A 25,839-nucleotide genomic window follows, 5' to 3' on the forward strand; every position below is an offset into this window, starting at 1 on the left:
AGTGTATTAGTCAAAATTATGCAGGGTCATTGTTAATTATTATTGGACCATCATCAGGTCCATCAGGCTCTCTTCCTCCTGCATCTACTTCAATAACTGGCCCTTCGATTTCAATGGTTCTTTCTCTTGACTCTACGTGTGTGCTAAAATCTCTCCCATTACTTGATTTTCTTTGAATTCTTGGTTTACTTCTCTTTAGCTTTATGAAGTTTTGATTTGCAGCTTTTTCAGAGTTTTTATTATTAGCTAGAAGTCCTTTCCTCTCGGCATCTCTTATAATTTCAAATAATTCATTATTCGATAAATTAGATTTTTTCGCAAGTTTGCCAAGATAAATACCTACTCTGTTATTATAATCATCGTAAGGATCATTTCTACTATATTCATGATTATCTAGAATATCTTTAGCAGTTTTAGAACCTAAGTAAGTAGTCATTAATGAAGCCCAGTAAGCATGCCTAATACTGTCACGTGGAGTATTCCTAAGAGATCCTTCAAATTCCTTTAGACTAGCAGATTTTTTGTATGCTATTATCATACCAAGATATGCACCTATTGCACTATCAATTGGGTGTTCTTTAAGATACTCTTTTTCTTTATCGTTTAATCTAGCATAAGTGGCTGATATAGTATCCTTATATGCATTAAATTTTAATATACTATAAAAATCTCTTTCAAAAGTTGATTTAAATATGAATGAACCGGCTAGAGGGTTGGCGAAACTAATATAGATTCTACTTAAAAGACTTGTTCTTGTCGTAAATTCATCTTTAAAACTGCCTTCAAACAATTCTATTTCTTCAATATCTTCTGATTTAGAAATAAAACTGTTATTTAAAAAATACCCGACTCTCCTTTGTGTCATTGTATAAATTACCTTAGAAAGATTGGGTAATCTGATCGATTCATGTTCAAAAAATGTTACATTTTTTTTATAATATAACTCTACATCAAAAACTGAAACTTTGTTGTTTTCTGAGATCAACCGATAGAATTTTACTGGCTTAGGTGGTAATAGTGAATTTCTCGTTAAAAAATCAGAAATAACTGAATTATTAGAAGTAATATTAGAATCAATTTCTTTTGTATCAAAATTCATTTTAATATCGTTTGTGTAATCAAAACCTAAATTACACAGCAAGAATTTTTCTTTATCTGATATAAGAACTTTGGTTGTATTATCAAATCGATGTATAGAGTAGTTGAGTCCTTTAATAGTTTCATTGGATAGAACTGTAACATTTTTATTCTTATATGTTTTAATTACAGATCCGACACTATAAACTATTTCTGGACCATCTTCTGAAAATTTACAATCAAGTATGTTAATATTATCACCTAAATCGATTTCAAAATGTTTCAATAACTTAAGATCAAAGCCGATAATTATGTATTCAAAGAATAAAAATTTGTTTTTTTTCTTTGTTAAACATGATATTACGAATACATTATTAGATAATCTTGTATCAATAAAAAAAATACCATCAGAAATTATAGGAATTTCTTCAGCAATTACAATGCCTGAAATTTGTAAAGTTACCGAATTCGAAGGGTAAAAATCTAAGCATTTGTATTCTTCAGTTTCAAGTTTAGCCTTTAATTCACTCATCTTTAATGAGTAATCACCGTTTAAATGATAAAAAACCGGAAACCCTATGTCTATCAATTGCTCAGGTGTAAAAAGATTTGATTGTATTAATTGTGCAATCATTTTATAAGAATAAGATTATTAGCATTTTTTGTTTGTGATTAAGAATTTCGATTGAGTGACCAAATTACCGCTAACGGTCTCGGCTATGATTTCGTTGTGGAATCATCCGCAGGATTATTCCGCCGAAATCCAGCCGTTTGATTTATACTTTTATTTTGGCGTGGCACAAAACCACAATGAATTATAGCCATTGTTGGCATTAGTAATTATTTTCTTTGTTTTCTTCTATCTCTTATAAATAACCAGATACTTAAAATAGAAATAATGGCTAATACGTAATATCCACCTCCAATTTTGTGAATAAACCCACTAATTAAAAAATTGTTTAAAAAATGTAATGCGATTGCACTAACTAACCCAAAATTTAGATAAGTCAAACCTAAACAAACTCCCATCATTACAAAAAATATAATATTAAAGCTTGAAATATCTTGGCCCATTATTGTATTTGAAAGGTGAATAAAGCTAAACATGAGAGAAGAAATTAATAGGCCAATGTATTTTTTGTTTTTCTGGTTGAAAAAATTCAATAGTGTTCCTCGAAAAATAATTTCTTCGGTAACACTAGCACCAAAGGCCATTGCGAAGTTTTTAAGCGTAAAGCCAACAAATAAATATTCAATATTATCAGTGTCAAGAAACTTGCTTATCCTAGTGGGATAGAGAATAATTAAAGCCAAAGCAAATCCAATGAGCACTTTTATAATTAATGGGCTATTTAGTATTAACTTTTCTGGTGGTATTAAGTTTATTTTCCTAAAATATAAGTTCGATAAATAATAAGTTAGGAAAATGAAGAGAATAACTTGAAACAAATCAATAACACTTCTTACAGTTTCATTTTCAAACAGTAAAGTAAGAGCCATTGTTACACCTGAAAGGACTAGGAATAACAGGGTAATACCAAAAATGCTCAAATAAGGTGAAATATTAATTTTTTTGTCCATTATTTTGTTTTATTAATGCCAACGGTTGGGCTATGGTTTCGTTACGGAATGGTACGCGAGTATCATTCCGCCGTAACCATAAATTTAGCAAAAAGGCTCGAAATTCCGATTAGGAATTTCAGCCTTAATGAGCTATAGCCGTTGTTAGGCAACGTTTTTATATTCATTTTTTGGTTTAGTTTTATTCGTCAAAGTAATAAAAACACAGAAATTCAATATTATTGTCAACATTCTCATTTTGCGTTAAAAATACTCGAAATTCAAATTCACAATCTGATTCTGCATCGATATTCACACAAGATGTTGGCGATGCAGTATTTGATGTTGAATAAGTTATTATTTCTCCGTTCTCTCTAAACACAAAGCTTGGACTTCCAGAAACAGATTCAAGATTTTCATTCGTAATTGTAGCTGTAATCAAATATCCTTTTTCGTTAGATTCATTAAATGTTTGAATCATAAAATTCGATTGAGTTACTCCGTTAACTCCAGGGAAAGGATTCAGCTCACAAGGATTTGTGAAATTGTTATTATCATTGTCGTTTCCACAACTAATAAATGTCAAAATCAGAAAAATAATCAGTAAGTTTTTAAATCTCATATGGGTTTTTGTTAAATGTTGCCTAACGGTTTGGCTAAGCTGCGTTTTAATGCAGTTTAGGTGGTGTTGTAGCGTGTTTTATTTAATCAAATTTCCATTACTATCTAGTAAGTTTCTAGGATACTCTAGCATTACTTGTTGAAATACGTATTTATCTGCTTCCGTCTGCTCAACTTCTAAGTAAACATCTGCAATAGTTTCTAAATCCTCTAAGGTGTGTTTGATCTCTGTGCATTCTTTTTTTATGAAAACGTTATGACACAATTTACCTAATAAGATTCGAGGCATATCCTGAGTTAATAATCCTATCAGCCCTATTAGTTCATAGTTGCCAGCAGTATATTTCAAAAGATCCTTTTTATCTTGAGGAGTGAGTGTTTTTCTTTCGTTAAAAATTGTAAGTAAAAATTCAAAGACCTCAAATTCACTATTATTATGTAATAATTCTTTCATTTCTGTAACCAAAGAGTTAATCTTTAAATGTGCTACAACGTTTTGGCTAAGCTGCGTTTTAATGCAGTTTAGGTGTTGTTATCCATTTTTTTTTATTATTTCAATAGTTTGCTCGACCCAATCTCTTCCTGATTCAAGATATTTATCAGGCGGAATACCAACCATCTCATATTCAATTGAATTATATGATTTTTCAACTGTCATCAAAACACTAAAACCACATTGGGTTGTTGACTTAAGTGCTTGATTTCCATATCCGTAAGCTACTCTTCCTTTAGTATTTTCGCCTACTACAATAACATTTTTAAATTCTCTTATTTCAAGGAGAATTAATTCAGTCGCACTTGCTGAAAAGCTGTTAACAATAACATAGGCTTTAATATCATTATTTTTTTTCAGGAATTTAATTAGTGCCTTTCCTTGTAGCGTGGATCCTCCACTATTATTTCTTAAATCAATTATCAAGTTTGGTTTGTTGATTTTACTGAAACTGTGTTTATAAAAATTATCAATCTCCTTCATAAGATTTGAAGTTCTTGAAAATGTAGATATTGAAATGTAATCAGTAGATTCATTAATTTCTTTGAACTCGAAATTTGAATTCTTTTTTTTATAGAAGAAGTATGACTGATCCTTATTCCAAATGGAAGGAAAAATTCTTCCATCCTTAAGCAAAACTGATTTACGATAAATTAATTGACCAGCTTGGTTGAATTCAAACATCTCTAAACCATCTTCAGTTTGTTTAATTTTAAAAATAATTGAGCCTTGTTTCCATTTCTCTGCCTTACTAAAAAGTGAAACTGCAACCCATGTTTTTTCACCTTGCGGAACTAAACCAACTTTTGTACTCCCTAAGTAATATATTCCTATTATAGAGTCATTTTTATTTTCGACTAAGGTAATGAGAGAATCAATATTTTCCGAATATTGAGGAAGGTTTTGGAGTAGACTGTCTTTTGTTTTATAAACCTGATTGTGATCATCTTTAATATAAGAGATAAGTTTATTAAGATAAGCACCGCAATAGTGATCAATATCTTGATCATCTGAAGCTTCTTCTTTAACTTTAATTAACCATTTATTAAAATCTTTCTTATTTCGTTTATTTATTTGATCCTTATAGCTTCTTGAGTTTTTAATTATAGCATTTAGCTCATCTAATTCATTGGCGCAATTACATTTTGCAATTTTAGTCTGTGCCATTATCGTAACAGAATTAAATATTAAAAATGTCATTGTAAATAAAAGTCGATTCATAATTATGGATAACGGTTTCGTATAACCGTCAGTTACGGGTTTTAATTTACTATTTTTCGATTAAGTACTGACGCTCGCAATTCCGAGTGGATTCGGACGTAGTCGAATCCGCCGTAATTGCGGTTATACATTGTTGTAAGTAGTTTTTTATTCTTTTTTTATTAAAACCCATTTTTCTTCTTTGTCATTTTTATAAGAGACAAGACCATAATCTTTATCCCACTCAAATTCAGTTATTCCAAATTTTCCATTTAGATTGGAATAAGGACAATTATCTTTATTAAATACATATACATTTTTCCAGTCAGAGTTTAATTCAGATAATTTTGTTTTCGGCAAATCGTGATCGTAATTACTATATTCTAAATTCAATAAACGAATTACTGGACTTGAGTTTTCTAGTTTTTCATTTGCACTAATTTGTACAAAGTAGTCCTCAACTATATTGAAAGTGTCCTTTTTAATTTTGTAGTCTATTCGAGCAAAATCTTTGTCAAATTTTGAGACAAATGGGTTGCATTCTCCTTTAGCTTCTTTGATAACTTTATTAGTGATAAAAATTGTGTCAAAATCATTTAGTTGCGACTTGAATATCAATTTATTTCCAATTTCGTAATTATTGAACCAAGTTTTATCATTCGCAGTAAAATATACATTGATGCAATCAGAACTACAAGACTGTATAAAAACAAAAATAATAATGAGGATTAGATATTTCATTCTCGACTCGGTCAGATTACTTACAACGTTCTTGTGTATGATTAGTTGCGGGAAAATCAGCAAGATTTTTCCGCTGTGGCACTAAAGTAATTAATTCGAGTGAATTTCCACTGAGGAAATTCCGCTGCAATTAATTATACACGTTGTTGGCTAACGTTTATTATAGGTAATTGAAGAATAGTTCAATAAACACACCAATGACAACACTTAATATAGCTGCAATATTAGACAAGCGTTTTAAATTAAATGTGTTTACAAAGGCCAACCATAGGCATAACAGAGCACAAATAGATAAAATTATAGTTCCATATAAAGGCACGATACTGTTGAAAAGCCCAATTTGATTAAAAATGGGATCTAGCAAAGCTGTAAAACCAAAAAGAGCTAAAGCGAAATTTGTCTTTTTATGTCCTCTAAATAAGTAATAACTTGCAATTAATAGCTCAACACTTATTGCTAAAGGACCAAATTGGTTATAATATTCTCTTTTAAAATATACCTCGAAACCTTGGTGAAATTCGATCTTCATTATAAATGCAATACTTAGAGCAATTCCGATAATCAAAAGTAATGATGCAATTGTCTTTCTTTTTTTCATATGGCCTTTCTAAATGTTTGCCAACAAACTGCTAAACGTAGTTCTGTGTTTTAAGAGTAAATATAAAGAATTTGAACAACTATTATCGGAGTAGTGGACTTCCTATTTCACTTCGATAATAGTTCGTCAAATAGATAATTTAATTATCAATATTTGTCAAATTCTGATTATTGAGAACGCAAAATACAGATCCAAATTACGTTTAGGTATAGTTGAGACATCGTTTCGGCTCGATGCCCAACTAGCGTTGATATTTTATAGATAGGCGATTGTGTAATTTGGTTTAGCAGTTTGTTGAAACACATTTCTTTTGGGGTGGGAGTGCAAAGCACGTAGCAACAAAAGTTCAACGTTAGTTGAATGTGTTTCAACGTCTCGCATATGGTGCGTATCCCATAGGGTATGCATTATATGCATTGTTAGGCGTTCGGCTTTTTATTTTTTCTTTTCATGGAAGTAACCAAAACCTCCAACCACTCCAATGTTTTCTGTAATAATAATTGAAGTCTTTGAGTTCAGCATTTTGGTCAAGTCCATTCTGTTTTAGTTCACTTTGATATTCTGTTAATGCTTTAAAAGTCTTGACTTCATTTTTGTCTAAGTCATAGAGGAAGAATTTACCTTCATAATTTTCGTTGTGGCTTCCCGCCAGCCCGTAAACATAGTCGTCTGTAATATGGAAGTTGTCAATGTCCAAAGCATAGATTCCATTGTCAATGTCTTGAATGTAAGCTTGAGTTCCATTAATCTCTTGAATTTCTCTAAAATGTCCGATTGGAATTCTTGCTCCGTCTCCAAGTCCATGGTCTCCAAAATGAGTTGTCATAAAACCGAAAAGTCCGACTGTAATAATGAAGCCACTTATAAACCAAAATTTAAATTTCTTCCGTGCTACTCTGTCAAACCAACTGTCTGGTCGATACTTCCCAATCAGTTTAAATAACAAAAGAGTCAAAGTCGCATAGATACTCGCGAGTATGGAGATTTTGATAATCTCGAATATCAAATGAAATAATGCTTCCATGTTTTTCTCGTTTCTTTTTTCAGCTGACGCCTAACGTTCTTGTGTATGATTAGTTGCGGGAAAATCAGCAAGATTTTTCCGCTGTAGCACTAAGGTAATTAATTCGAGTGAATTTCCGTTGAGGAAATTCCGTAGCAATTAATTATACACTTTGTTGTAGGTAGTTTCAAAAGAATAATTCATTTTCCTCTTTCAAATCAAAATTGTTAATGAAAATATCGGATGTTTTTAACTTATTATCTATGAGTATGTATCTTTTGTAAATACTGTCCATATGAAAAGTAATAGTATCTTTCTGTATGGATTCAATAACAATGCCGTGAATTTTATTATTGTAATAGTTTTCAAAACTAAACTCTAATTGCTCAATTGATTCTGAAGTTACGTTTGAAATCCAAATACTATCTCTATTTTGCTCTAAATAAGTGAAGCGAATGAATCTATTCTTAGAGTTTTGAAGAGTTGAATCATTGTAAAACGAGAACAGTTCTAATTTGCCATGGTAAATGTTTTTTGATGAAGAATTATTAATACTTAGATTGTAAAATCGGGAGTTTAATGTGTCGATTTTATTATTTCTATAAAGTAAAATTTGATTCCAAATAGAATCATTATTTTCCGAAATGTATAATTCCACCTTAGCACTAATAGAGTCTTTTTTATTTAAGTTAACCCAACGTTTATTATATCTGCCTTTTGTCAATAGTTCTTGGGTAAAGTATTTATTATTACTTTCTTCTTTTAGTAGGGAGTCAATTCTATTTTCCCAATTCAATTGCTCTTGCACATTTGCACTGTGCTCTGTTTCTGTATCATAAAGTCTCTGCATTTTTATATTTTCCAAAATGATAGAATCAAGAGTAGTTTTAAACTCGCTTTCACTTTTCGGTTCAGTCTTTTTTAAATAATTGTTTAGAAATCTAGAATAATATTCAGTGATGTTAAAATGATATTGTTCATGTTTAAGTAAATAAACGCTCTCCTTAACTTTTGAATCATGCCAAGATTTATTATTTATTTGAACTGCTTTCGAATTGTATTTTTTATTAATTGAATCATATTCTACTTTAATTTCTGTATAAATTTGAGCAGAAAATCTGCTAAAAGGTTTGGGCATTCCTTTAAAATTAGACCAACTAATTTCATTCCATTCTGTTGTAGTTTCTTTTTTGTAAAATGAATTATCGAATAGAACTATAAATGCAATTATAAATATGGACGAAAATAGTATGCCTATTTTAATTTTCGTAGAAATGGTCATTAGAAAATTCGAATAAAGTGCTTAATTCCTGAAATTAATAGTTCCCACAGAAAAATGAAAATTAAAAAAATTACAATTATTTTCAAATCTAAGTATCTGTAAAATCCAATAAGGTTACTCATAATATGAAATGTCAAAACAAAAGCATTATCAATGATTATTCGTCCTATATAAATATTGCTTCGTTTATGTTCTATTTTATAAAACACATGATTTGTAGACATTATTATGGCGAAGATAAATAACTCTAAAAGCCAATGTTTTGTATTGGTAAAAATTCTTGCTTCTGGATAAAAGTATTCAAGATAATTTAAACAAATTGTAAAAAACACTAGAGATATAATGCTCAAAAATTCCTTATAACTTATAGTTTTAAAAAAATATCTTAATTCTCTATTTTCGGAAGTGTTTCCTTTCATTTTTTTCTTGTACTGATCGAAATCAAAAATTACCTACAACGGTCTCGTATAAGAATAGTAGCGGATTTTCTCGCACTTACTCTTCAGTTAAACACAGACCTTTTTTATATTTACTTGCTTTAGTTTTAGCGATTAAACCGCTATTCTTTTTATACTATGTTAGCAAATGTTATTGTTTGTTTAAATTACTGGTAATGTTTTCTATCATCTTTTCTAATTCTGGATCGGGTTTGAGTTCTTGTGCCTTATTAAAATAAGTTAACGCTTCTTTATGTATATCTTTTCTTAATTTATTTAGCCTATCATACTCATTAAAATTATTTAAATTATTATTCATTTGCTCAACAATATCATTCTCTTTACCTAAAATAATAAGTCCCACATTTAAGTTAGCACCAAAGTGATTAGGATTAATTTTCAATGCGTTTTCATAATAGTATTTGGCAGATTCATGATTTTTAGTAACACCATCTCCATTATGATAGAGGACTCCTAAATTATAGTTCGCACCTTCACTACCCATGCTTGCGGCCTTTTTATATATTTCAATAGACTTGTCATAATTCTTTCGTGAGTAATGACTTGTGGCAAGTGCTAATAATATATCCAAATCAACATCATCACTAGTTAATGCAATACTTGATGATAGATCATTACTAAATTCATTCAGGAGTTTAGGCATTACTAAAACTCCTAAAAAATCAGTTTGGTAATATGTATTCAGGAATGAATCTATAGAATCAATTAATAACTCCTGTGATCCACCTTTTTTGTATACAAAATAAGTTCCTTTATCAAAGGTTGATAAGAACTTATTATAACTCTCTACAGAAGCATATTGGCTTTTTTCTACTCCCCAATCAAAATCTAATGATACTGTTTTTTCACCTGTTTTATAATTATATGAGGCCTTTACATGAAGTATATACTTTTCTATATCAAAATATTTAAGCTTGTTATACCCCCTATTGCCTAATACTCGAACAGGATGATCAAACCTTGCATCTTTTACTTCCCTTGAGAAGGCTACATGAAGTGTATTCCCTTTAAAATAGGCATCTTTTATTTTTTGTTCTGCTATATAGATACATAAACCATTTCTATTAGACTCGGATTCATTTGTATTTGTACCGAGATAGGTATTACCTGCTGTTAAAATGAGTTGCAAAATTCTTTGTTTTTCTTCTTTTATGGTATTTGCAGGAAATTTTTTGAAAATATTAATGATTTTTCTAAGATCATTATAGGAATCTCCCCTGAGGTTTGACACATAACTTGGAAACTCATTGAAAAGTTTTTCTTTGGCCATCATGTCTCTGTATTCCTGACTTCTTCTTGCTTCTCTTTTTTTAGCAGCATTCACAAATAACCCTCCTATTAATTGACCAGCCGACTCTGAAAAGTTATTCCAGTTTTCATTATCTCGCTCAATACTTAATCTAGTAGCGGTAACTTGATCTCCATTTGCTCTGGCAACATTTATAGATGATTCTCTTAAGAATGAAATTTGTTCATTCTTTAATTTTTTTTCTAATGGATCGGTTATGGTCAGAAGATCATTTTCGGCTTCATTTAAGAGTTGTAATGGCGATTTTAAATACACATATTCGTTTTCAGTATCATTACTTGTTACATCATTTTTTGTTTTTTTATTATTTGATGATTCATCATTTGAACGACCATTTACATTGCTGTTTTTAAATGAATTACAGGATTTAAAATCATTGATATATTGCTTAATATCAATGTCTAATTTTACTACAACTGTTCTTTCTGTTATTCTGTCTTTTAAAAAATTCTTATGCACTATTCCACCCACTAGTCCATCAAGTTCATATACAAATCCGTCATCAAAACCTTCTTCGACTGCTTTTTTGAAAAGATGATGTTGTTTTATTGCTGAAATAATTTCTGGTTCAATTTTGGATTTCCAAACTTCCATATAGGATTTATTTCCATAGCTAGTGCAAAATGGTTCACTGGGATAGTATTCAGCATAAAATAAGTAATCTTTATTAGCATTTGGTGATGCAATTAATTCTCCACCACCAATTCCCCAAGGCTGATTTATTCCACTATTCAATTTGTTATCATCTGAACAGCTATTACACTTTTCTTGAGCATTAATGTTTGTTAAAATTGAAAACAAGAAAAAGGTCAATATTAATTTTAAGTTTTTCATTTTTAATATTTGCTAACGGTCTCGGCTATGAGTAGTTGCGCGGGTTTGCCACGAACTTCGCAAGTACACACCGAGTTGGAAATTCCGCAAGAATTTCCAAATTAGGTGAGAACAAGCAATTACTTATAGCCATTGTTAGCAGCTGGCTTTTTATTTTATTAATTTCTCCATTTCATTTTGTAATCTTTTTTCTGCACCCATTATATCTAAAATCATCATCTTAAGAATCTCCTTTTTTGTTCTATCCGTTTCCTCAAAGTTTTGGAATATAAACTCAGTATGTTTCTCGATTCTTTTGGTTAAATTTTGTTTCCTATAATCTATGTCGGCAAGGGCAGATAGCCTATTGTATTCAATCAATTCGATTTTGGTATTCGCTATGGCGTTCCATCCATTGGTTTTAATTGGAGGCGAGTGAATTCCGTTTGCTTTTATTATTATTTGGTACAATGAAATTCGATCGTTATTCAAGTAAACATTGATTGTGTCGACAGAAGCTTGGTGTTTGGGTAAAACTTTTTTAATGTTATCAATGTTTTCTTTCAACTCGTTCTGAATGGAAGAATAAACTTGATTTAGATATTTCTCTTCCTTTCTTTCATCATTCCAGTTATTTATGAATAATGCGATTAAAATTCCAATCATAACTATCAAAATCTCCTTTATTAAGTGCTTTATTCCTTTCATAAATAATTCCTTCTTTATATTCGATTTTTTCGCTTGCTGCTAACGTTCTTGTGTATGATTAGTTGCGGGAAAATCGGCAAGATTTTTCCGCCGTAGCACTAAAGTAATTAATTCGAGTGAATTTCCGCTGAGGAAATTCCGTAGCAATTAATTATACACGTTGTTGCCATTAGTTTTTATCTATTTATATTTTCAACGCGTTCAACTTTGTTCTCCTCGTTAAAGAAGATAACTAATTGATAATGGTCCAACATTGCATAATTATCTGGGTCAGGGGCAACATAACAGATTGTGTTTTTAGTCCAACAACCAGTTGTATAGCTAATTCCTAGCAATTCAATTATCTCATTTTTTGTTTTTCCGTTGAGTTTTTTATTCTTTTTCAAATCATTAATCATTCTGTATCTTAAATCTACATTTTCAATCCAATCCTTTGAATTAAATTCTTTAGATCTTAAAATTGGATTAATGATTCCGTAACAAATACCGATAAATATAGCTGTCCAAAAAATCGGTAATAAAAGTGTCGCAAGAATTGAATATAATTTTATGTTTTTATTTCGGGATTTTTTTGTCAAAACCTTTTTGTACATAAAGTAAGAAGGAATTAAGAAAAGAACCTCAAATACGATAAAAAAGAAAATCAGTTTAATCATTCGGGCATTTTTATCAAATTAATGGCAACGGTTTTGTGTATGAACTGTTTTAATGGTTTATATACATTGTTAGCGATTTGTTATTTTATCTCAAGTTCGAGTAGATTCTTCAACGCTCGGTTCTTTTCAATTAATAGTGTATTTCTATTTTTTCCTCTAGAAATCAAACCACCACTCCAATTTGATGATTGGACTATTCTCTTGTAACCATCTGAATTGTTATCACTAAAGAAATTTTTAGCTAATTCTAGATTATTCTTACTTGCAGACCTTATATACCAATAGTCCAATAATTCAGGACCATAGAAAAGGTTTCTAAATTCTCTTCTATCTTCACGTGATTGGTAAGTATTATCATCAACCAATCTATAATATTCTATAGTTTGGTTGATTAAAGATTGATTTTCCAACTTGTAGATACTACCTGTATTAATCATTTCATCAAAAGTTGCTCGAACACTATTAACATCTTTAATATCCGCACCACTGAAGAAAGCGACCTTCTCTAATTCTTCAGGGCTCTCAATTTTATCCATTACAAGAATCTTATAAACTTCACCTATGTTTTTTAGGTTTTTCGTGTAAGTTGAATCTATATATTTAAGACGATTATAATCAGCATCAATATCCTGCATTAATCTATGCAGCACATTCGTAGCGGCGTCCTTATCTAACCTTTTTTGGTTTAAATTATTTATTTGCAAGGCTATTAAAATTCCAATAACAACAAGGATGATTTCTCCTATGGCATAAAAAAGATAGTTTCTAACTTTACCTTGTTTAATTAACTTTTTCCTTATTTTCCTTATCAGTGTGAACATTATATCATCTAATAATCGCTAACGTTTTAGGCTATGATTCCGTTGCGGCGAAAATCAGAATGATTTTCAGAGTAGGAATCGGTAGCATAGGTTAGGGGATTAAATTTAGTTTTTCTCACGGTTTTAGCAATGGATTATAGCCTTTGTTGTAGAGCGTTTTCTTACATACACTCTTCGTAATATTCGCTCCATTTACAAATCCATCTGCCATCTACATTTAGATACATTCGTTTATAGCCAGTCATACCTTCGTCATCAAGTGTTTCGTAGTAAATGAATACATCCAGAATATCATCACTATTAAGGTCATAACCAGTCCCACTTATTTCCTTTTTATCAGTCGTCAATAATTGAGTCTCTGTTTCTATTATTTGACTAATATTTGAGTTGTACGGGATAATAGCAATGCCATTCAAGTTGTTCGTTCTCGCATCTTGTACGTCGAAAAGTTTATCAAAATTTAAAACTGGAAATAGAATAGTCCCAGGGCAATCAGTTTGTCCGAACAAATACCAATTATCGATTGAAGCATTATAAAATTTGTTGTTCAAATATATGAGCGAAGATTTCTTTTCAGTCCAATCGATTTTTATCCCTAGATAATTTGAATCTGCGTCCTTACCCTTTTTAATAGAAATGTTGCTGTCTTGAGATAATAAGAATTTCAGAATTGATAGGTCACAGTCCCAAGAAAAAGGAATACTCAGTCCACTTATTTTTATTGGAACGACAAAACTTGTTTCAGAACTCAGATTGTTAAAAAAAGAACTATCAGTATTTTCCAAATCTGGGTTAGTGGAAATCCAATCAGAATTAACGGTCTTACTAATCTCTTCGTAAACATTCTGTTGCCCAAAGCAGGCACCGCTAATCAATAATGATAATATTATTAAATGTGCTTTCATTCTTAATGCTCTACAACGTTTTAGGCTATGATTCCGTTGCGGAGAAAGGTCGGAGACATTTCGGAGTTTGGAATCATAGTTTGTTGGTTAGGTTTTAAATTTAGTTATATATTCAAATTTAGCAATGGATTATAGCCATTGTTGGCAATAGTTTTATTTTTTATATTTTTCAATAAGTTCTGGCTTCGTAAATGTCAATGATAAAATATTTTCACCATTCACGTATTTTCCTCCAGTTAGATATGTAGTAAAATCAGAATCCTCCGCCGCAATAATTGCGATATCATTATTGTTCAATTCAGTTATAAAGTCATCTATTAAAATTCCCTTTGAAGTTTCTATTACTCCGACTATACTTTTCTCCTTAAGAAATATAATATGTGTATAGAAATCAGATTTTGTCAGATACTTGATTCCCATAGTATTCAGACCATTGATGTTAATACCTGTCCTTTCTTCAATATCTTCTGAGTTAAAATGTCTTTCTAGAAACATTAGACTATCCCATTCGAAACAGTTCAATTCATTTTTGAAGTTAAGTTGTATATTTTCAGATAATCCATTATTTACTTTAATCTGCAAATTTTGTAAGCATTCCTTACCGTTATTATAGGAACACCCAAATAATAAAAATGTACTCAGGATTAAAATGTAAATATTAGATTCTTTCAATGTCGATTCAAATTATTGCCAACTACTGGATATCATCAATATTGCTGATAAGTAATTATATGTCACCCAGTAAGATTTTAATTTTTTAGTTAACGTTGGTTCTATTATTAGCTAAGGTATTAATAAATCTTGAATCTTACCAATGTCATTTTTCGCAACATGCGTATAAATCTCCGTTGTTTTACTCGAGTTATGACCAAGTAATAGTTGAATGTGTCGCAAACTTGTACCTGCCTCTAATAAGTGTGTTGCAAAACTATGCCGCAACATATGTGGGGTAACTCTTTTTAAAATTCCCGCTTTTGAGGCCGCTTTTGTAACAATATTTAAAACACTAGTACTGCTATATTTTAAATTCGTTGCGCCTTCAAATAAATATTTTCTCGGTCTAAAGGTTTGGTAATAAGAACGAAGTAAAGCTAACATAGTTGGGGTAAGTACCGTAAACCGATCTTTAAAGCCTTTGGCCCCGCGTACCTTTATTAACATACGCTGGCTATCAATATCTTCAACTAACAAATTAATAAGTTCTGATCGTCTTAATCCACCGGAATATAATAGTGAAATTACACTTTTGTGTTTTATATTTTGCGTATGTAATAGTAGGTCTTGAACTTCACCTTTCGATAAGACCTTTGGTAGTTTTTTTGACTTTTTTGGTCGTTCAATCTTAACGAAAAGCTTGGGTAAATCTAAAACCGTTTCATAATAAAACTTAATACTGCTTAAAGCAATATTCACCTTAGATGTGCTCGCTTTTTCCACTGTGATTAAGTGCTCTAAATAATTTCGGATTTCATTTTCGTTAATGGCTTTTAATGACGTATAATTAAAGTAATTTAAAAACTTTAAAAATGCATTGCAGTAGTTGCGCTGTGTATTTGCTGCATAACCTTTTAATATTAACTTCTGTTGATAAGCTTTTGGGATTTTTAAATTACTGTACACAGCATTGTCTAATGCGACTGTCAATTGTTTTGACTTAATGGCTTGACTCGTTTTAGAAATATGTTTTGCATTTACCCAAGCAATACCTCTAAACCCATCAAAAATAGTTTGCAATGCTCCAGAAGAATAGTGAACTAAATATTGATTCTTTTCTTTACTCCAAGTTGCGCCAATTAAATCTTCAGCAATTGCCTCTAAAGATTTGTTGGCGCTGAACTGCAAGCCTATAAATTTTTGCTGGCTGGAGTACACATAGGTTAGATTGACTATATTGATCATAATTAAATGATTTACAAAACATGCCTTATTTGCTCCCTAACAGCAACAATTCATTACATACAACTTCGGTTACATAACGCTTGTTGCCTTCTTTATCATCATACGATCTTGAGGTTAACTTACCTTCAATGGCAATCTCACTTCCTTTTTCAAGGTATTTTTCTACTATCTCAGCCGTTTTGTTCCAAGCCACTATATTGTGCCATTCTGTGTTTGTTACGCGCTCGCCTTGAGCGTTTTTGTAATTTTCGTTGGTGGCAACAGAAAAGCGCGCCAGTTTTTTACCGCTTTCCATGTTTATGATTTCTGGATTGTTTCCTAAGTTGCCAATTAACTGTACTTTGTTTCTAATTGAATTCATGGTTTTAAATTTTAGATTACTATTTCGATTTGTTGTTGCAAAGATGAAGTCGATTAATAATCTTATCCGGTTGATAAATGATTACTTTCGATTGTAAATGTGGTTAGTCGATTACATTCAAATAAATTAAGTATCTTTCAAAAAATCACAAACTATGAAGAAAGTATCAAGTGTTACAGCATATCTAGCCCTTCATCTCGAGTGGATTGAAGAGTTCAGGTATTTGCGCAGCTTAGCAAACAGGACTTTTTTAAAAGAAACCATTAAATGGGACGCACCAATCTATGCGGTAAATAGTAAAAATGTGATGGGTATTGGTGCTTTAAAAAGCATATATGAATCTTTTAGCTTATCTAAAAAGCGTGAATATGCAGATCATATTAGTGCAGTAAATAGAGAGGCAACAAAACTGAGTAGCTTAGAAAAAGCAATACCTATGATTAAAGGAGGCAAAGGCTTGTATTATAAATACAAAAACTGCTAATATGGATAACCTCACTTGTAAAGAATGCGGAACGCCATTAATAGGTCGAATAGATAAAAAGTTTTGTTCAGATTATTGCCGAAATACTTTTAATAATAAAGTAGATAAAGAGAGTAAGAATATGATTCGCAATATCAACAACAGATTGCGAAGAAATTATAAAACACTATCTGAGTTGAATACCACAGGAAAACAAAAAGTGACTCGCGTAAAACTACTGAGTCACAATTTTGATTTTAATTTATTCACTTCTATTTATACCACCAAAACAGGAAACACCTATTACTATGTGTATGACCAAGGATATTTGGCTTTAGAAAATGATTATTATTTATTAATTAAACGTGAATAATTAAAAGAGACTTGCTCTTCTAAAATTGCGACGCCAACTACGACCGCTTAAATCTAAAGCTGCTTTTAGAACATCTTTTTGACTGATTTGACCAATTAATTTACCGTCTTGTACAATTGGAAATCTTCGACGTCTGCTATTTAAGAATTTATTAACCGCGTCAAAAATGTTCATATTACCATCTATGGTTTCTACATCTTTGATCATGTGTTTCTCTACAGAATTATCGCCCATTGGCATATTAAAATAGCGACTTTCTGAAAGTTGTTTCATACAGTCTCCTTCTGAGATAATTCCCATCAGTTCACCTTTGTCGTTAACCACAGGGCCACCTGAAATACGTTTTTTTATCAGGGTGTCCATAACTTCTAATACTGATTGGTTGGGGCTAAATGTAATCAGTTTTTTTGTCATGTAGTCAGAAACCAAAATTGGTTTTCCTTCTAATTTCTCTGGCTTCTTTGTCTTTGCTTTGTAATTTTTGATTGCCATAACATTTACATTTAGGATATTGTTAAAGATAGGAAATTTATTCTCATTTCCTATCTTTAAACCCACGTTGTCAATATTTTATATGGCTAAATCAAGGTTTATTTTACCTGACTCATGCGAAGTGTATTTACCATACCCTTTTCTTTTACAGGCATGGCAGTCAAATTAATTACCAAATCTTCAGATTGCAAATATCCTTTTTCTTTGGCAATTTCATTAATTTCTTTAATGGTTGTATCTGTATTTACAAGGTTGTTATAATACAGTGCTTTTACACCCCAAAGTAAGCTTAAAGACGATAAAATACGTTTGTTAGATGTAAATGCTAAGATGTGTACTTTAGGTCTCCATGCAGATACCTGAAATGCGGTATATCCAGAATTTGTAAGTGTTGCGATTGCTGCTACGTCAAAGTTATTTGCCATTAACGCTGCGTGATGACACACTGCTTTTGTTATGTATCTATTTGTTTTAATATACGGCGGTGTATCTGGTACTTTAATAATTTCAGAGTTCTCAACACTTTCGATAATGTTGGTCATATGCTGAATTACATTCGGAGGGTTTACACCAACAGATGTTTCACCAGAAAGCATTACCGCATCTGCACCATCAATAATTGAATTGGCAACATCGTTTACTTCGGCTCTTGTAGGAACTAGATTTTCAATCATAGATTCCATCATTTGCGTAGCAATAATTACAGGAATACGCGCTTGTTTAGCTCTTTCTACCAACTTCTTTTGTACCAATGGTACTTCGTTCATAGGAATCTCAACACCTAAATCGCCGCGTGCTACCATTAATCCATCTGTATGCGGAATTAAATCGTCAATATTTTTAACCGCTTCAGGTTTTTCGATTTTTGCAACTACAGGAATTCTATAGGAAGAGTGCTCTTTAATAAGATCGTGTAGCATTACTAAATCTTCACCAGTTCTCACAAAAGAAAGCGCAAACCAATCGATTTCTAAACTCATGGCAAAGATGGCATCTTTTACATCTTTTTCTGTTAAGGCTGGTTGCGAAATATTGGTATTGGGTAGATTAACACCTTTCTTAGATTTTAATTCACCACCTCTAATTACTTTCGTCTTAACTTTTGTTTTACCATCTGTTTCTAATACCTCAAATAATAATTTACCATCATCTACAAGAATATGCTCACCAGCCTTTACATCTTGCGGAAATTGTTGATAGGTCATAAAGGCTTGTTTGTTATCGCCTACACATTGTTCTGTTGTAAACGTAAAAATATCACCATCATTTAAATGTGCTTCAGACATGGTGCCTACTCTTAGTTTAGGACCTTGTAAATCTGCTAAAATAGCTGGGTAAATATCTAACTCTTGACTAAGCTCTCTAATAATTTTTACACGCTCTGTAACATCGTCATAATCGGCATGTGAAAAATTGATTCTAAATACGTTAGCTCCGGCAAGAATCATTTTCTTAATGCTTTCTCTATCTCCACATGCTGGACCTAATGTTGCAACTATTTTAGTTTTTTTTGTTTGTGACATTTCGTTAAAATATTAAATAATCCTTCGACTTTAAGGTGGAAGGATCAATATTGTAAGATGTAATTATTTCGTGAATATTATTTAGCTTATCTAGGGTATTTGAAAGTTGATGCGCATCCATTTCGCCTTCAATTTTCAAAAAATAGTCTACGCGTTTTCTTTCTGGTATTAAATAAGAAGTAGAACTATAAACAACTGATTCAGAAAACAACCCAGTACTTTCTTGCGTGATTTGTTGCTCTTGAAATTTGTTCGCTATTAAATATTGATCTATTTGATTTTTACAATCAAAATAATCGAATACCGTAAAGCTAGCATTGGTATTTTCAAAATCGAGCGAGTCTTTAAATCTGGAGAAAGCGGTGTTTAAATGCACATTTAAAAGATAGGCCAATCTATAATCTTCTTCAGCAGTGTGAATACCTATAAGATTGTAATCTTCGGCCAACTCTAATTTGTGAATTTGCATAAATTTGTTTTCTAAACCAACTACAAAATTACGATTTGTTTAGCGATAATTAATTGAATTATACTTAAAAACACGTGGTAAAAATTGCTTATTGATTAATTTTTTGATATTTCTTTTTGAAAAGCATAAAAGGCTCTTCGCGCTGCAATCTCTTCGGCTTTCTTTTTCGAGGTAGACCTACCTTTAGCAATAATTTTGTCGTCTAAATAGAGCTTTACACTAAAATGTTTAACCACATCTTTTCCTGTGTCATCGTATACATCAAAATAAAATCCGTGTTTCTCTTTTTGACACCACTCTATAAATAAACTTTTATAACTTGTTACTTTACCTTCTAGTTTTGGAATATCTACATAAGGTTTAATTACGCTTTGATACACAAATCTTTGACAGTATTTGTATCCTTTATCTAGATAAATAGCCCCAATTAGAGCCTCAAAAATATTCCCATTTATATTCTCTCCAAACTTAGATCTGGATACATTGCTTTTTACAAAGCGAATAAGGTTTAAATCACGGCCTAATTCGTTTAAATGCTCTCTGCTTACAATTTTAGAACGCATTTGTGTGAGGTACCCTTCGTTACCCGAAGGAACTTTTTTATAGAGGTAAGCTGCAATAATGGCATCTAACATTGCATCGCCCAAAAATTCTAAACGCTCGTAGTTTCTTGGATTGCCAGTTTCATCTGTTTCTTTAATAGAACGATGAACAAAGGCATTACGATATAGTTCAATGTTACGTGGTTGAAAACCTAACACTGACTTTATTTCAATGTAGAAAGCCTCATCCTTTTTAGGAAGAGGTTTGATTATTTTTCTAATAAACTTCATTCTAAACCTTTAGTCTAGTTTTTTGAAAAGCACACATGCGTTATGCCCGCCAAACCCAAATGTATTACTCATCACAACACTTACGTTGCGATGTTGCGGTTTATTTAGTGTAAGATTAAGTTTTTCATCAATATTTTCATCTTTAGTTGTGTGGTTTATGGTAGGTGGAATAATACCATGTTCTAAAGATAAAATAGATGCAATGGCTTCTATAACTCCAGCAGCTCCTAACAAGTGCCCTGTCATAGATTTTGTTGAGTTGATATTAAGGGTATATGCATGATCTCCAAAAACATCTAAAATAGCTTTGGTTTCTGCAATATCACCTAATGGTGTAGAAGTACCATGTACATTAATGGCATCAACATCTTCTGGTTTTAAATTAGCGTCTTCTAAACAGTTTAGCATTACGTTACGAGCACCTAACCCTTCAGGATGTGGAGCTGTAATATGATGTGCATCTGCAGATAAACCGCCACCGCCAACTTCTGCATAAATTTTTGCGCCACGTGCAACAGCATGTTCGTATTCTTCTAAAATCAATGCTCCTGCACCTTCACCTAAAACAAAACCATCTCTGGTTGCATCAAAAGGTCTTGAAGCACTTGAAGGATCTTCATTTCTAGTAGATAAGGCGTGCATGGCATTAAAACCACCAATACCTGCTTGTGTTACAGCGGCTTCAGAACCACCAGTAATAAACATCTCTGCTTTACCTAATCTAATATAATTATAAGCATCAATAATAGCATTTGCAGAAGAAGCACATGCTGAAACGGTTGTAAAGTTAGGGCCTCTAAAACCGTATTTAATTGAGATATAACCAGGAGCGATATCTGCAATCATTTTTGGGATAAAGAATGGATTAAATCTTGGGCTACCATCACCAGCAGCAAAATTTAAAACTTCATTCTGAAAAGTTTCTAAACCGCCAATACCAGCACCCCAAATAACACCAACTCTATCTAAGTTTAACTTTTCTAAGTCAATGTTTGCATCGTTCATGGCCTCTTCAGCAGCAACCATTGCGTACTGCGTAAACTTATCCATTTTACGAGCTTCTTTACGATGTATAAAATCGTTTACATTAAAATCTTTTACCTCACAAGCAAATTGTGTTTTGAATAACGAGGCATCGAAATGTGTGATTGGTGCCGCACCACTTTTGCCATTCACCAATCCGTTCCAATATGATTCGATATCGTTACCAATGGGTGTTAATGCTCCAAGTCCGGTTACTACTACACGTTTAAATTCCATATAAATGATTTTAATGATGTTCTAAAAATGAACTACGAGTTCATGTCTAAATGCATGAACCCGTAGTTTTGTATCTTTAGATTACTTTTTTGCTTCTTCGATGTAGCTAATTGCTTGACCAACAGTACCGATATTCTCAGCTTGATCATCAGGAATTTGGATATCAAATTCTTTTTCAAATTCCATGATTAACTCAACAGTGTCAAGTGAATCTGCTCCTAAATCATTTGTGAAGCTCGCTTCAACAGTTACCTCATTTTCGTCAACACCTAATTTGTCAACGATGATAGCTTTTACTCTAGATGCAATGTCTGACATAATTTTCTAATTTTTAAAATTTAAATTCTCGGCAAAAATAAAAAACTTATTTCTTATAAAGCTATTTAGCCTAAAAAATGTGTTACTAAGTTAGTAAAAAGCATTTAATTTCTGAACCTGTGTTGGTTGCTATAAATATTATATGTTTTTTTGTGCTACTTTATAGACTGATTACAATGAAAAGACTGGTTATTTTGGCTTCTGGTTCTGGCACAAATGCTGAGAATATTGCTAACTACTTTAAAGAGAGTACATCTATTAAGGTTGAAGCAATATTAACTAATAAGACCACCGCGGGAGTTTTGGAAAGAGCGAAGAGATTGAAGATACCATCTAAAGTGTTTACTAAAACTGAAATGAATGATGCTAACATTTTTGGAAAGTACTTAGAATCGCATGCTGATTATATTATACTTGCAGGCTTTTTATTGAAAATACCTGATTATTTAGTTGCTATATTCCCTGATAAGATAATTAATATTCACCCAGCATTGTTACCTAAATACGGTGGTAAAGGTATGTATGGAATGTATGTTCATAATGCCGTTGTGGCAAATAAGGAAGTTGAAAGTGGTATTACAATTCATTTTGTAAATGAACATTATGATGAAGGCGCTATTATATTTCAGGCTTCTACAGCAGTTACAGCTACAGATACTCCTGAAATGGTGGCGCAAAAAATTCACGCCTTAGAGTATGCACATTTCCCTAAAATTATTGAAGAGGTTGTGAATGGATAATCAAGTACATATATATACTGATGGCGCTTGTAGCGGTAACCCAGGAAGAGGTGGTTTTGGTATTGTGATGGAGTGGGTGGGTAAACCCTATAAAAAGGAGTTTTCTGAAGGATACAAATTAACAACCAACAATCGCATGGAGCTATTGGCAGTCATTGTGGCTTTAGAGAAATTGTCGAAGCCGGATTTAAATATTACTGTTTTTTCAGATTCTACTTATGTTGTAAATGCGGTTGAAAAAAAGTGGTTGTTAGGTTGGCAACGTAAGCGTTTTAAAGACGTGAAAAACCCTGATTTGTGGAAACGTTTTTTAGTAGTTTATAAGCAACACAAACCAAAGTTTGTATGGGTAAAAGGCCATAACAATCACCCGCAAAACGAGCGTTGCGATGCGCTAGCAGTAGCAGCAGCCAAAAAGAAGGAGCTGTTAACAGATGTAGGTTACGAAACAGCTACTAAAAAACTCTTCTAATCTTTCTCTTTATAACGTAGCTTTTTAGTTTCAATACCAATAGCTGTTTTTGCAAGAATGGTAAAGACAAAAGCGCCTAATGCCCATATGCCAAGAGTTACCATTATTTCAATTCCAGTTGGGGTATATTCTGCAATTTTACCATAAGGTCCAGGTATAAAACCTGGTACAATTAATCCAAAACCTTTTTCAATCCAAATTGCCACAAATAACATAGCACACGCCGTATAAAGGACTTTAAAGTTTCTTCTTAGTTTATTTGAAGTTAGTAGGATAGTAGCTGTTATATTTAACGGTATTGCTGTCCAAATCCAAGGCATTAAAGCGTTTTTACCATGCAAGCCAAAGTATAGATAAATCGCACTTTCACTGTGGTGAGTGGGAGCATAGAATTCTTTAAACAGTTCAGAAATTAACATGATAAGGTTTACCTGCGCCGCAACCGTAACTACCATGGCAATTTTACGAATAGTTTTATCCTCAATTTTAAAATCAGAGTACTTGCGAATGAAAGCTAATACAAGAATAATAAGTGCAGGTCCTGCTGCGAAAGCTGAAGCCAAAAATCTTGGGCCTAATAATGCATTGTTCCAGAAAGGTCTTGCTTGTAGCCCTTGGTATAAAAATGCAGTAACTAAGTGAATGCCGACTGCCCAAAACACCGATAATAATGCACCGGGTAAATACACACTTTTTTTAGCTTCTTTACCTTGATAATGCCTAAATAAGATGTATAAAGGGATGGTTATATTTAAAAATAAATAACCATTTAAAACGAGTACATCCCAAGTTAGCATGGAGCTCGGAAAATTAAACACACCAATTCCTGGTATCATATGCCAAAGCACAGATGGGCCACCCATATCTGCAACAACAAATGCTAAACACATAATAAGTGCTGCAACTGCCAATCCTTCTCCAATAAGAACTGCTTGTTTAAAATCGATGTCTTTTAATACATATGTAGGCATTACAAGCATTACAGCAGCGGCCGCTACACCAACTAAGAACGTAAAGTTTGAAATGTACAACCCCCAGCTAACACGATCTGTCATGCCAGTAACTACCAAACCTTCTTTTAATTGTATAGAGTAGCAGTACATGCCAATCAGCATCATGAGCGTCAAAAAGGCCATCCATAGATGGTATTGACGCGTGCCATGGGTAACAATGTCAAAACTATCTTTTAATAAACTTTTAAAAACTTTGAGCGTTCTCATAACTATAGATTTTGCATTGTGTGATTAGTCCATGAAATACCAGAACTTCGGTTCTGTACCTAAGTCTTCTTTCAATCTAAATACTTTTTTATTTTCTAATACCCATCTAATAGTACTTTTTGGGTCTAGTAAGTTTCCAAATATTCTAGCACCAGTAGGACACGCCTCAACACATGCTGGGTTTTGTCCTTTTCTTGAGCGTTGAACACAAAACGTACATTTTTCCATAACACCTTTTTTACGCAATCTGTTGCCTAGGTAATGTTGGTTATGGTTCACTTGTTCTTCTGGTACTTCTGGCTTACTCCAATTAAATCTTCTACCATCGTAAGGGCAAGCTGCCATGCAATATCTGCAGCCCACACACCAATCATAATCTACAACTACCAATCCGTCTTCTTCTCTCCAGGTTGCTTGTACCGGACACACATCTACACATGGTGGATTATCACAATGGAAACACTGTGTTCCCATATAAAAATGACCTTCAGCGGGAACTTCGTGATAATAGCTATCATCGGCCTCATCAAATTTGAGTCCTTTACCATCTTTCATTTCATGAATACGTATGTATTGCATTTGTGAGTTTCTATCCTGATTGTTTTCTTCTACGCAGGCATTCACACAGTCCATATACCCTTGACATTTAGAAATATTAAATGCATAACCAAAGAGCACATTCTCTTGAGCGTCGGTAGAAGTCATGTTTAAAGTTTTGCCCGTTCGCATTTGATAGGAACGAACCAATCGGTCAACCGTAGCCTTTTTCTCGTCTTCGGTCATTAATTTGTAGTTGCCTTTAAACTGCTCTTCCCAATCTATTTGTGCTTTTTCTTTAGCATCGTCATCGGCAACAACACTACACGATGTACTCACTGCTCCAGCTCCTATTAAAAGACTCGCTGTTAATTTTCTAAAAGCTGTTCTTCTGTCCATTTGAACGTCAAACACTTGTTGAAAACCATCTTTTGGTTGCTCTTCGGCAAAACTGGCATCTACAGCAGCATCAAATTGCTCGTCTGATATTTCTTGAGGTTGCGATTGATGAGATCCACAGCCTCCAGATGTTTTACCACAACCACAACTTGATGGAGGTTCAGGTTTAGAGTGTCTGCCTATGTTAAGCGAGAAAAAGTTTCTTCGGGAATTTTCCATAGTGTTGTTGTGTTAA

General features: G+C 32.4%; 29 protein-coding genes. 4 read left to right on the forward strand and 25 right to left on the reverse strand.

The genetic code is table 11. The features are described 5' to 3' along the window. Nucleotides 1-16: 16 nt before the first annotated feature. From ACYQ5R_RS06525 to ACYQ5R_RS06605, 17 genes are all read right to left on the reverse strand, one after another. On the reverse strand, nt 17-1,711 hold the full coding sequence (locus tag ACYQ5R_RS06525; protein ID WP_460190116.1) for a DUF6973 domain-containing protein: 1,695 nt from the start codon (nt 1,709-1,711) through the stop codon (nt 17-19). A gap of 206 nt (nt 1,712-1,917) precedes the next feature. Then, nucleotides 1,918-2,658 (reverse strand): CPBP family intramembrane glutamic endopeptidase, encoded by a 741-nt coding sequence (locus ACYQ5R_RS06530; RefSeq protein ID WP_460190117.1) that lies wholly within the window; start codon nt 2,656-2,658, stop codon nt 1,918-1,920. 181 nt (nt 2,659-2,839) lie between these two features. Next, nucleotides 2,840-3,259: a hypothetical protein gene (locus tag ACYQ5R_RS06535; RefSeq protein WP_460190118.1), complete on the reverse strand. Its 420-nt coding sequence runs from the start codon at nt 3,257-3,259 to the stop codon at nt 2,840-2,842. A 78-nt stretch (nt 3,260-3,337) separates the two neighbouring features. Beyond that, nucleotides 3,338-3,607 (reverse strand): hypothetical protein, encoded by a 270-nt coding sequence (locus tag ACYQ5R_RS06540; RefSeq protein ID WP_460190119.1) that lies wholly within the window; start codon nt 3,605-3,607, stop codon nt 3,338-3,340. 183 nt (nt 3,608-3,790) lie between these two features. After that, complete coding sequence (locus ACYQ5R_RS06545; RefSeq protein WP_460190120.1) at nt 3,791-4,918, reverse strand: S41 family peptidase; 1,128 nt, start codon at nt 4,916-4,918, stop codon at nt 3,791-3,793. 201 nt (nt 4,919-5,119) lie between these two features. Then, nucleotides 5,120-5,692, reverse strand: coding sequence for a hypothetical protein (locus tag ACYQ5R_RS06550; RefSeq protein WP_460190121.1), 573 nt, complete (start codon nt 5,690-5,692; stop codon nt 5,120-5,122). A 160-nt stretch (nt 5,693-5,852) separates the two neighbouring features. Then, nucleotides 5,853-6,290, reverse strand: a complete 438-nt coding sequence (locus ACYQ5R_RS06555) for a hypothetical protein (protein WP_460190122.1) — start codon at nt 6,288-6,290, stop codon at nt 5,853-5,855. A gap of 448 nt (nt 6,291-6,738) precedes the next feature. Continuing rightward, a complete protein-coding gene (locus tag ACYQ5R_RS06560) occupies nt 6,739-7,116 on the reverse strand; it encodes a hypothetical protein (RefSeq protein ID WP_460190123.1) in 378 nt (125 codons plus the stop codon). A 364-nt stretch (nt 7,117-7,480) separates the two neighbouring features. Then, nucleotides 7,481-8,575: a hypothetical protein gene (locus tag ACYQ5R_RS06565; protein WP_460190124.1), complete on the reverse strand. Its 1,095-nt coding sequence runs from the start codon at nt 8,573-8,575 to the stop codon at nt 7,481-7,483. Nucleotides 8,576-9,163: 588 nt separating this feature from the next. Beyond that, nucleotides 9,164-11,176, reverse strand: coding sequence for an SEL1-like repeat protein (locus ACYQ5R_RS06570; RefSeq protein WP_460190125.1), 2,013 nt, complete (start codon nt 11,174-11,176; stop codon nt 9,164-9,166). Nucleotides 11,177-11,326: 150 nt separating this feature from the next. Then, nucleotides 11,327-11,863 carry a DUF6090 family protein gene (locus ACYQ5R_RS06575; protein WP_104813708.1) on the reverse strand — a complete coding sequence of 179 codons (537 nt, stop codon included), beginning with the start codon at nt 11,861-11,863 and terminating at the stop codon, nt 11,327-11,329. A gap of 176 nt (nt 11,864-12,039) precedes the next feature. After that, nucleotides 12,040-12,519: a hypothetical protein gene (locus ACYQ5R_RS06580; protein ID WP_460190126.1), complete on the reverse strand. Its 480-nt coding sequence runs from the start codon at nt 12,517-12,519 to the stop codon at nt 12,040-12,042. An 80-nt stretch (nt 12,520-12,599) separates the two neighbouring features. Beyond that, the gene (locus ACYQ5R_RS06585) at nt 12,600-13,340 is read right to left on the reverse strand and encodes a hypothetical protein (protein ID WP_460190127.1); all 741 of its coding nucleotides are present in this window, start codon (nt 13,338-13,340) and stop codon (nt 12,600-12,602) included. A gap of 161 nt (nt 13,341-13,501) precedes the next feature. Next, nucleotides 13,502-14,245 (reverse strand): hypothetical protein, encoded by a 744-nt coding sequence (locus ACYQ5R_RS06590; protein WP_460190128.1) that lies wholly within the window; start codon nt 14,243-14,245, stop codon nt 13,502-13,504. Between the two features lie 153 nt (nt 14,246-14,398). Further along, nucleotides 14,399-14,767: a hypothetical protein gene (locus tag ACYQ5R_RS06595; protein WP_460190129.1), complete on the reverse strand. Its 369-nt coding sequence runs from the start codon at nt 14,765-14,767 to the stop codon at nt 14,399-14,401. Nucleotides 14,768-15,028: 261 nt separating this feature from the next. Then, a complete protein-coding gene (locus tag ACYQ5R_RS06600; RefSeq protein WP_460190130.1) occupies nt 15,029-16,144 on the reverse strand; it encodes a tyrosine-type recombinase/integrase in 1,116 nt (371 codons plus the stop codon). 25 nt (nt 16,145-16,169) lie between these two features. Further along, nucleotides 16,170-16,505, reverse strand: coding sequence for a single-stranded DNA-binding protein (locus ACYQ5R_RS06605; RefSeq protein WP_460190131.1), 336 nt, complete (start codon nt 16,503-16,505; stop codon nt 16,170-16,172). 154 nt (nt 16,506-16,659) lie between these two features. On the opposite strand from ACYQ5R_RS06605, the gene ACYQ5R_RS06610 reads away from it, so the two are divergent. Beyond that, the gene (locus ACYQ5R_RS06610; RefSeq protein WP_460190132.1) at nt 16,660-16,989 is read left to right on the forward strand and encodes a YdeI/OmpD-associated family protein; all 330 of its coding nucleotides are present in this window, start codon (nt 16,660-16,662) and stop codon (nt 16,987-16,989) included. A 1-nt stretch (nt 16,990) separates the two neighbouring features. Continuing rightward, nucleotides 16,991-17,341, forward strand: a complete 351-nt coding sequence (locus ACYQ5R_RS06615; protein ID WP_460190133.1) for a hypothetical protein — start codon at nt 16,991-16,993, stop codon at nt 17,339-17,341. Here the strand turns inward: ACYQ5R_RS06615 and ACYQ5R_RS06620 are convergent, their stop codons facing one another. The 6 genes from ACYQ5R_RS06620 to ACYQ5R_RS06645 all read right to left on the reverse strand — a co-directional run bounded on the left by ACYQ5R_RS06620 (nt 17,342) and on the right by ACYQ5R_RS06645 (nt 22,236). Next, nucleotides 17,342-17,833, reverse strand: coding sequence for a CBS domain-containing protein (locus ACYQ5R_RS06620; protein ID WP_460190134.1), 492 nt, complete (start codon nt 17,831-17,833; stop codon nt 17,342-17,344). 98 nt (nt 17,834-17,931) lie between these two features. Then, complete coding sequence (pyk, locus tag ACYQ5R_RS06625; protein WP_460190135.1) at nt 17,932-19,356, reverse strand: pyruvate kinase; 1,425 nt, start codon at nt 19,354-19,356, stop codon at nt 17,932-17,934. 4 nt (nt 19,357-19,360) lie between these two features. Beyond that, nucleotides 19,361-19,825, reverse strand: a complete 465-nt coding sequence (locus ACYQ5R_RS06630; protein ID WP_460190136.1) for an IPExxxVDY family protein — start codon at nt 19,823-19,825, stop codon at nt 19,361-19,363. Between the two features lie 95 nt (nt 19,826-19,920). Further along, nucleotides 19,921-20,658 carry a ribonuclease III gene (rnc, locus tag ACYQ5R_RS06635; RefSeq protein ID WP_460190137.1) on the reverse strand — a complete coding sequence of 246 codons (738 nt, stop codon included), beginning with the start codon at nt 20,656-20,658 and terminating at the stop codon, nt 19,921-19,923. A 9-nt stretch (nt 20,659-20,667) separates the two neighbouring features. Next, nucleotides 20,668-21,918 (reverse strand): beta-ketoacyl-ACP synthase II, encoded by a 1,251-nt coding sequence (gene fabF, locus ACYQ5R_RS06640; RefSeq protein ID WP_460190138.1) that lies wholly within the window; start codon nt 21,916-21,918, stop codon nt 20,668-20,670. 81 nt (nt 21,919-21,999) lie between these two features. Next, nucleotides 22,000-22,236 carry an acyl carrier protein gene (locus ACYQ5R_RS06645; protein ID WP_460190139.1) on the reverse strand — a complete coding sequence of 79 codons (237 nt, stop codon included), beginning with the start codon at nt 22,234-22,236 and terminating at the stop codon, nt 22,000-22,002. Between the two features lie 176 nt (nt 22,237-22,412). On the opposite strand from ACYQ5R_RS06645, the gene purN reads away from it, so the two are divergent. Together purN and rnhA are read left to right on the forward strand one after the other, a co-directional pair. Continuing rightward, nucleotides 22,413-22,976, forward strand: coding sequence for a phosphoribosylglycinamide formyltransferase (gene purN, locus ACYQ5R_RS06650; RefSeq protein ID WP_460190140.1), 564 nt, complete (start codon nt 22,413-22,415; stop codon nt 22,974-22,976). Beyond that, the gene (gene rnhA, locus ACYQ5R_RS06655; protein ID WP_460190141.1) at nt 22,969-23,448 is read left to right on the forward strand and encodes a ribonuclease HI; all 480 of its coding nucleotides are present in this window, start codon (nt 22,969-22,971) and stop codon (nt 23,446-23,448) included. The genes purN and rnhA overlap by 8 nt, the downstream gene beginning before the upstream one ends. Here the strand turns inward: rnhA and dsrP are convergent. Continuing rightward, nucleotides 23,445-24,668 (reverse strand): sulfate reduction electron transfer complex DsrMKJOP subunit DsrP, encoded by a 1,224-nt coding sequence (gene dsrP / locus ACYQ5R_RS06660; protein ID WP_460190142.1) that lies wholly within the window; start codon nt 24,666-24,668, stop codon nt 23,445-23,447. The two genes, rnhA and dsrP, sit on opposite strands and share 4 nt — an antisense overlap. A 24-nt stretch (nt 24,669-24,692) precedes the next feature. Then, nucleotides 24,693-25,823 (reverse strand): 4Fe-4S dicluster domain-containing protein, encoded by a 1,131-nt coding sequence (locus ACYQ5R_RS06665; protein WP_460190143.1) that lies wholly within the window; start codon nt 25,821-25,823, stop codon nt 24,693-24,695. Between the last annotated feature and the right edge of the window lie 16 nt (nt 25,824-25,839).

The organism is Urechidicola sp. KH5, assembly GCF_054661455.1.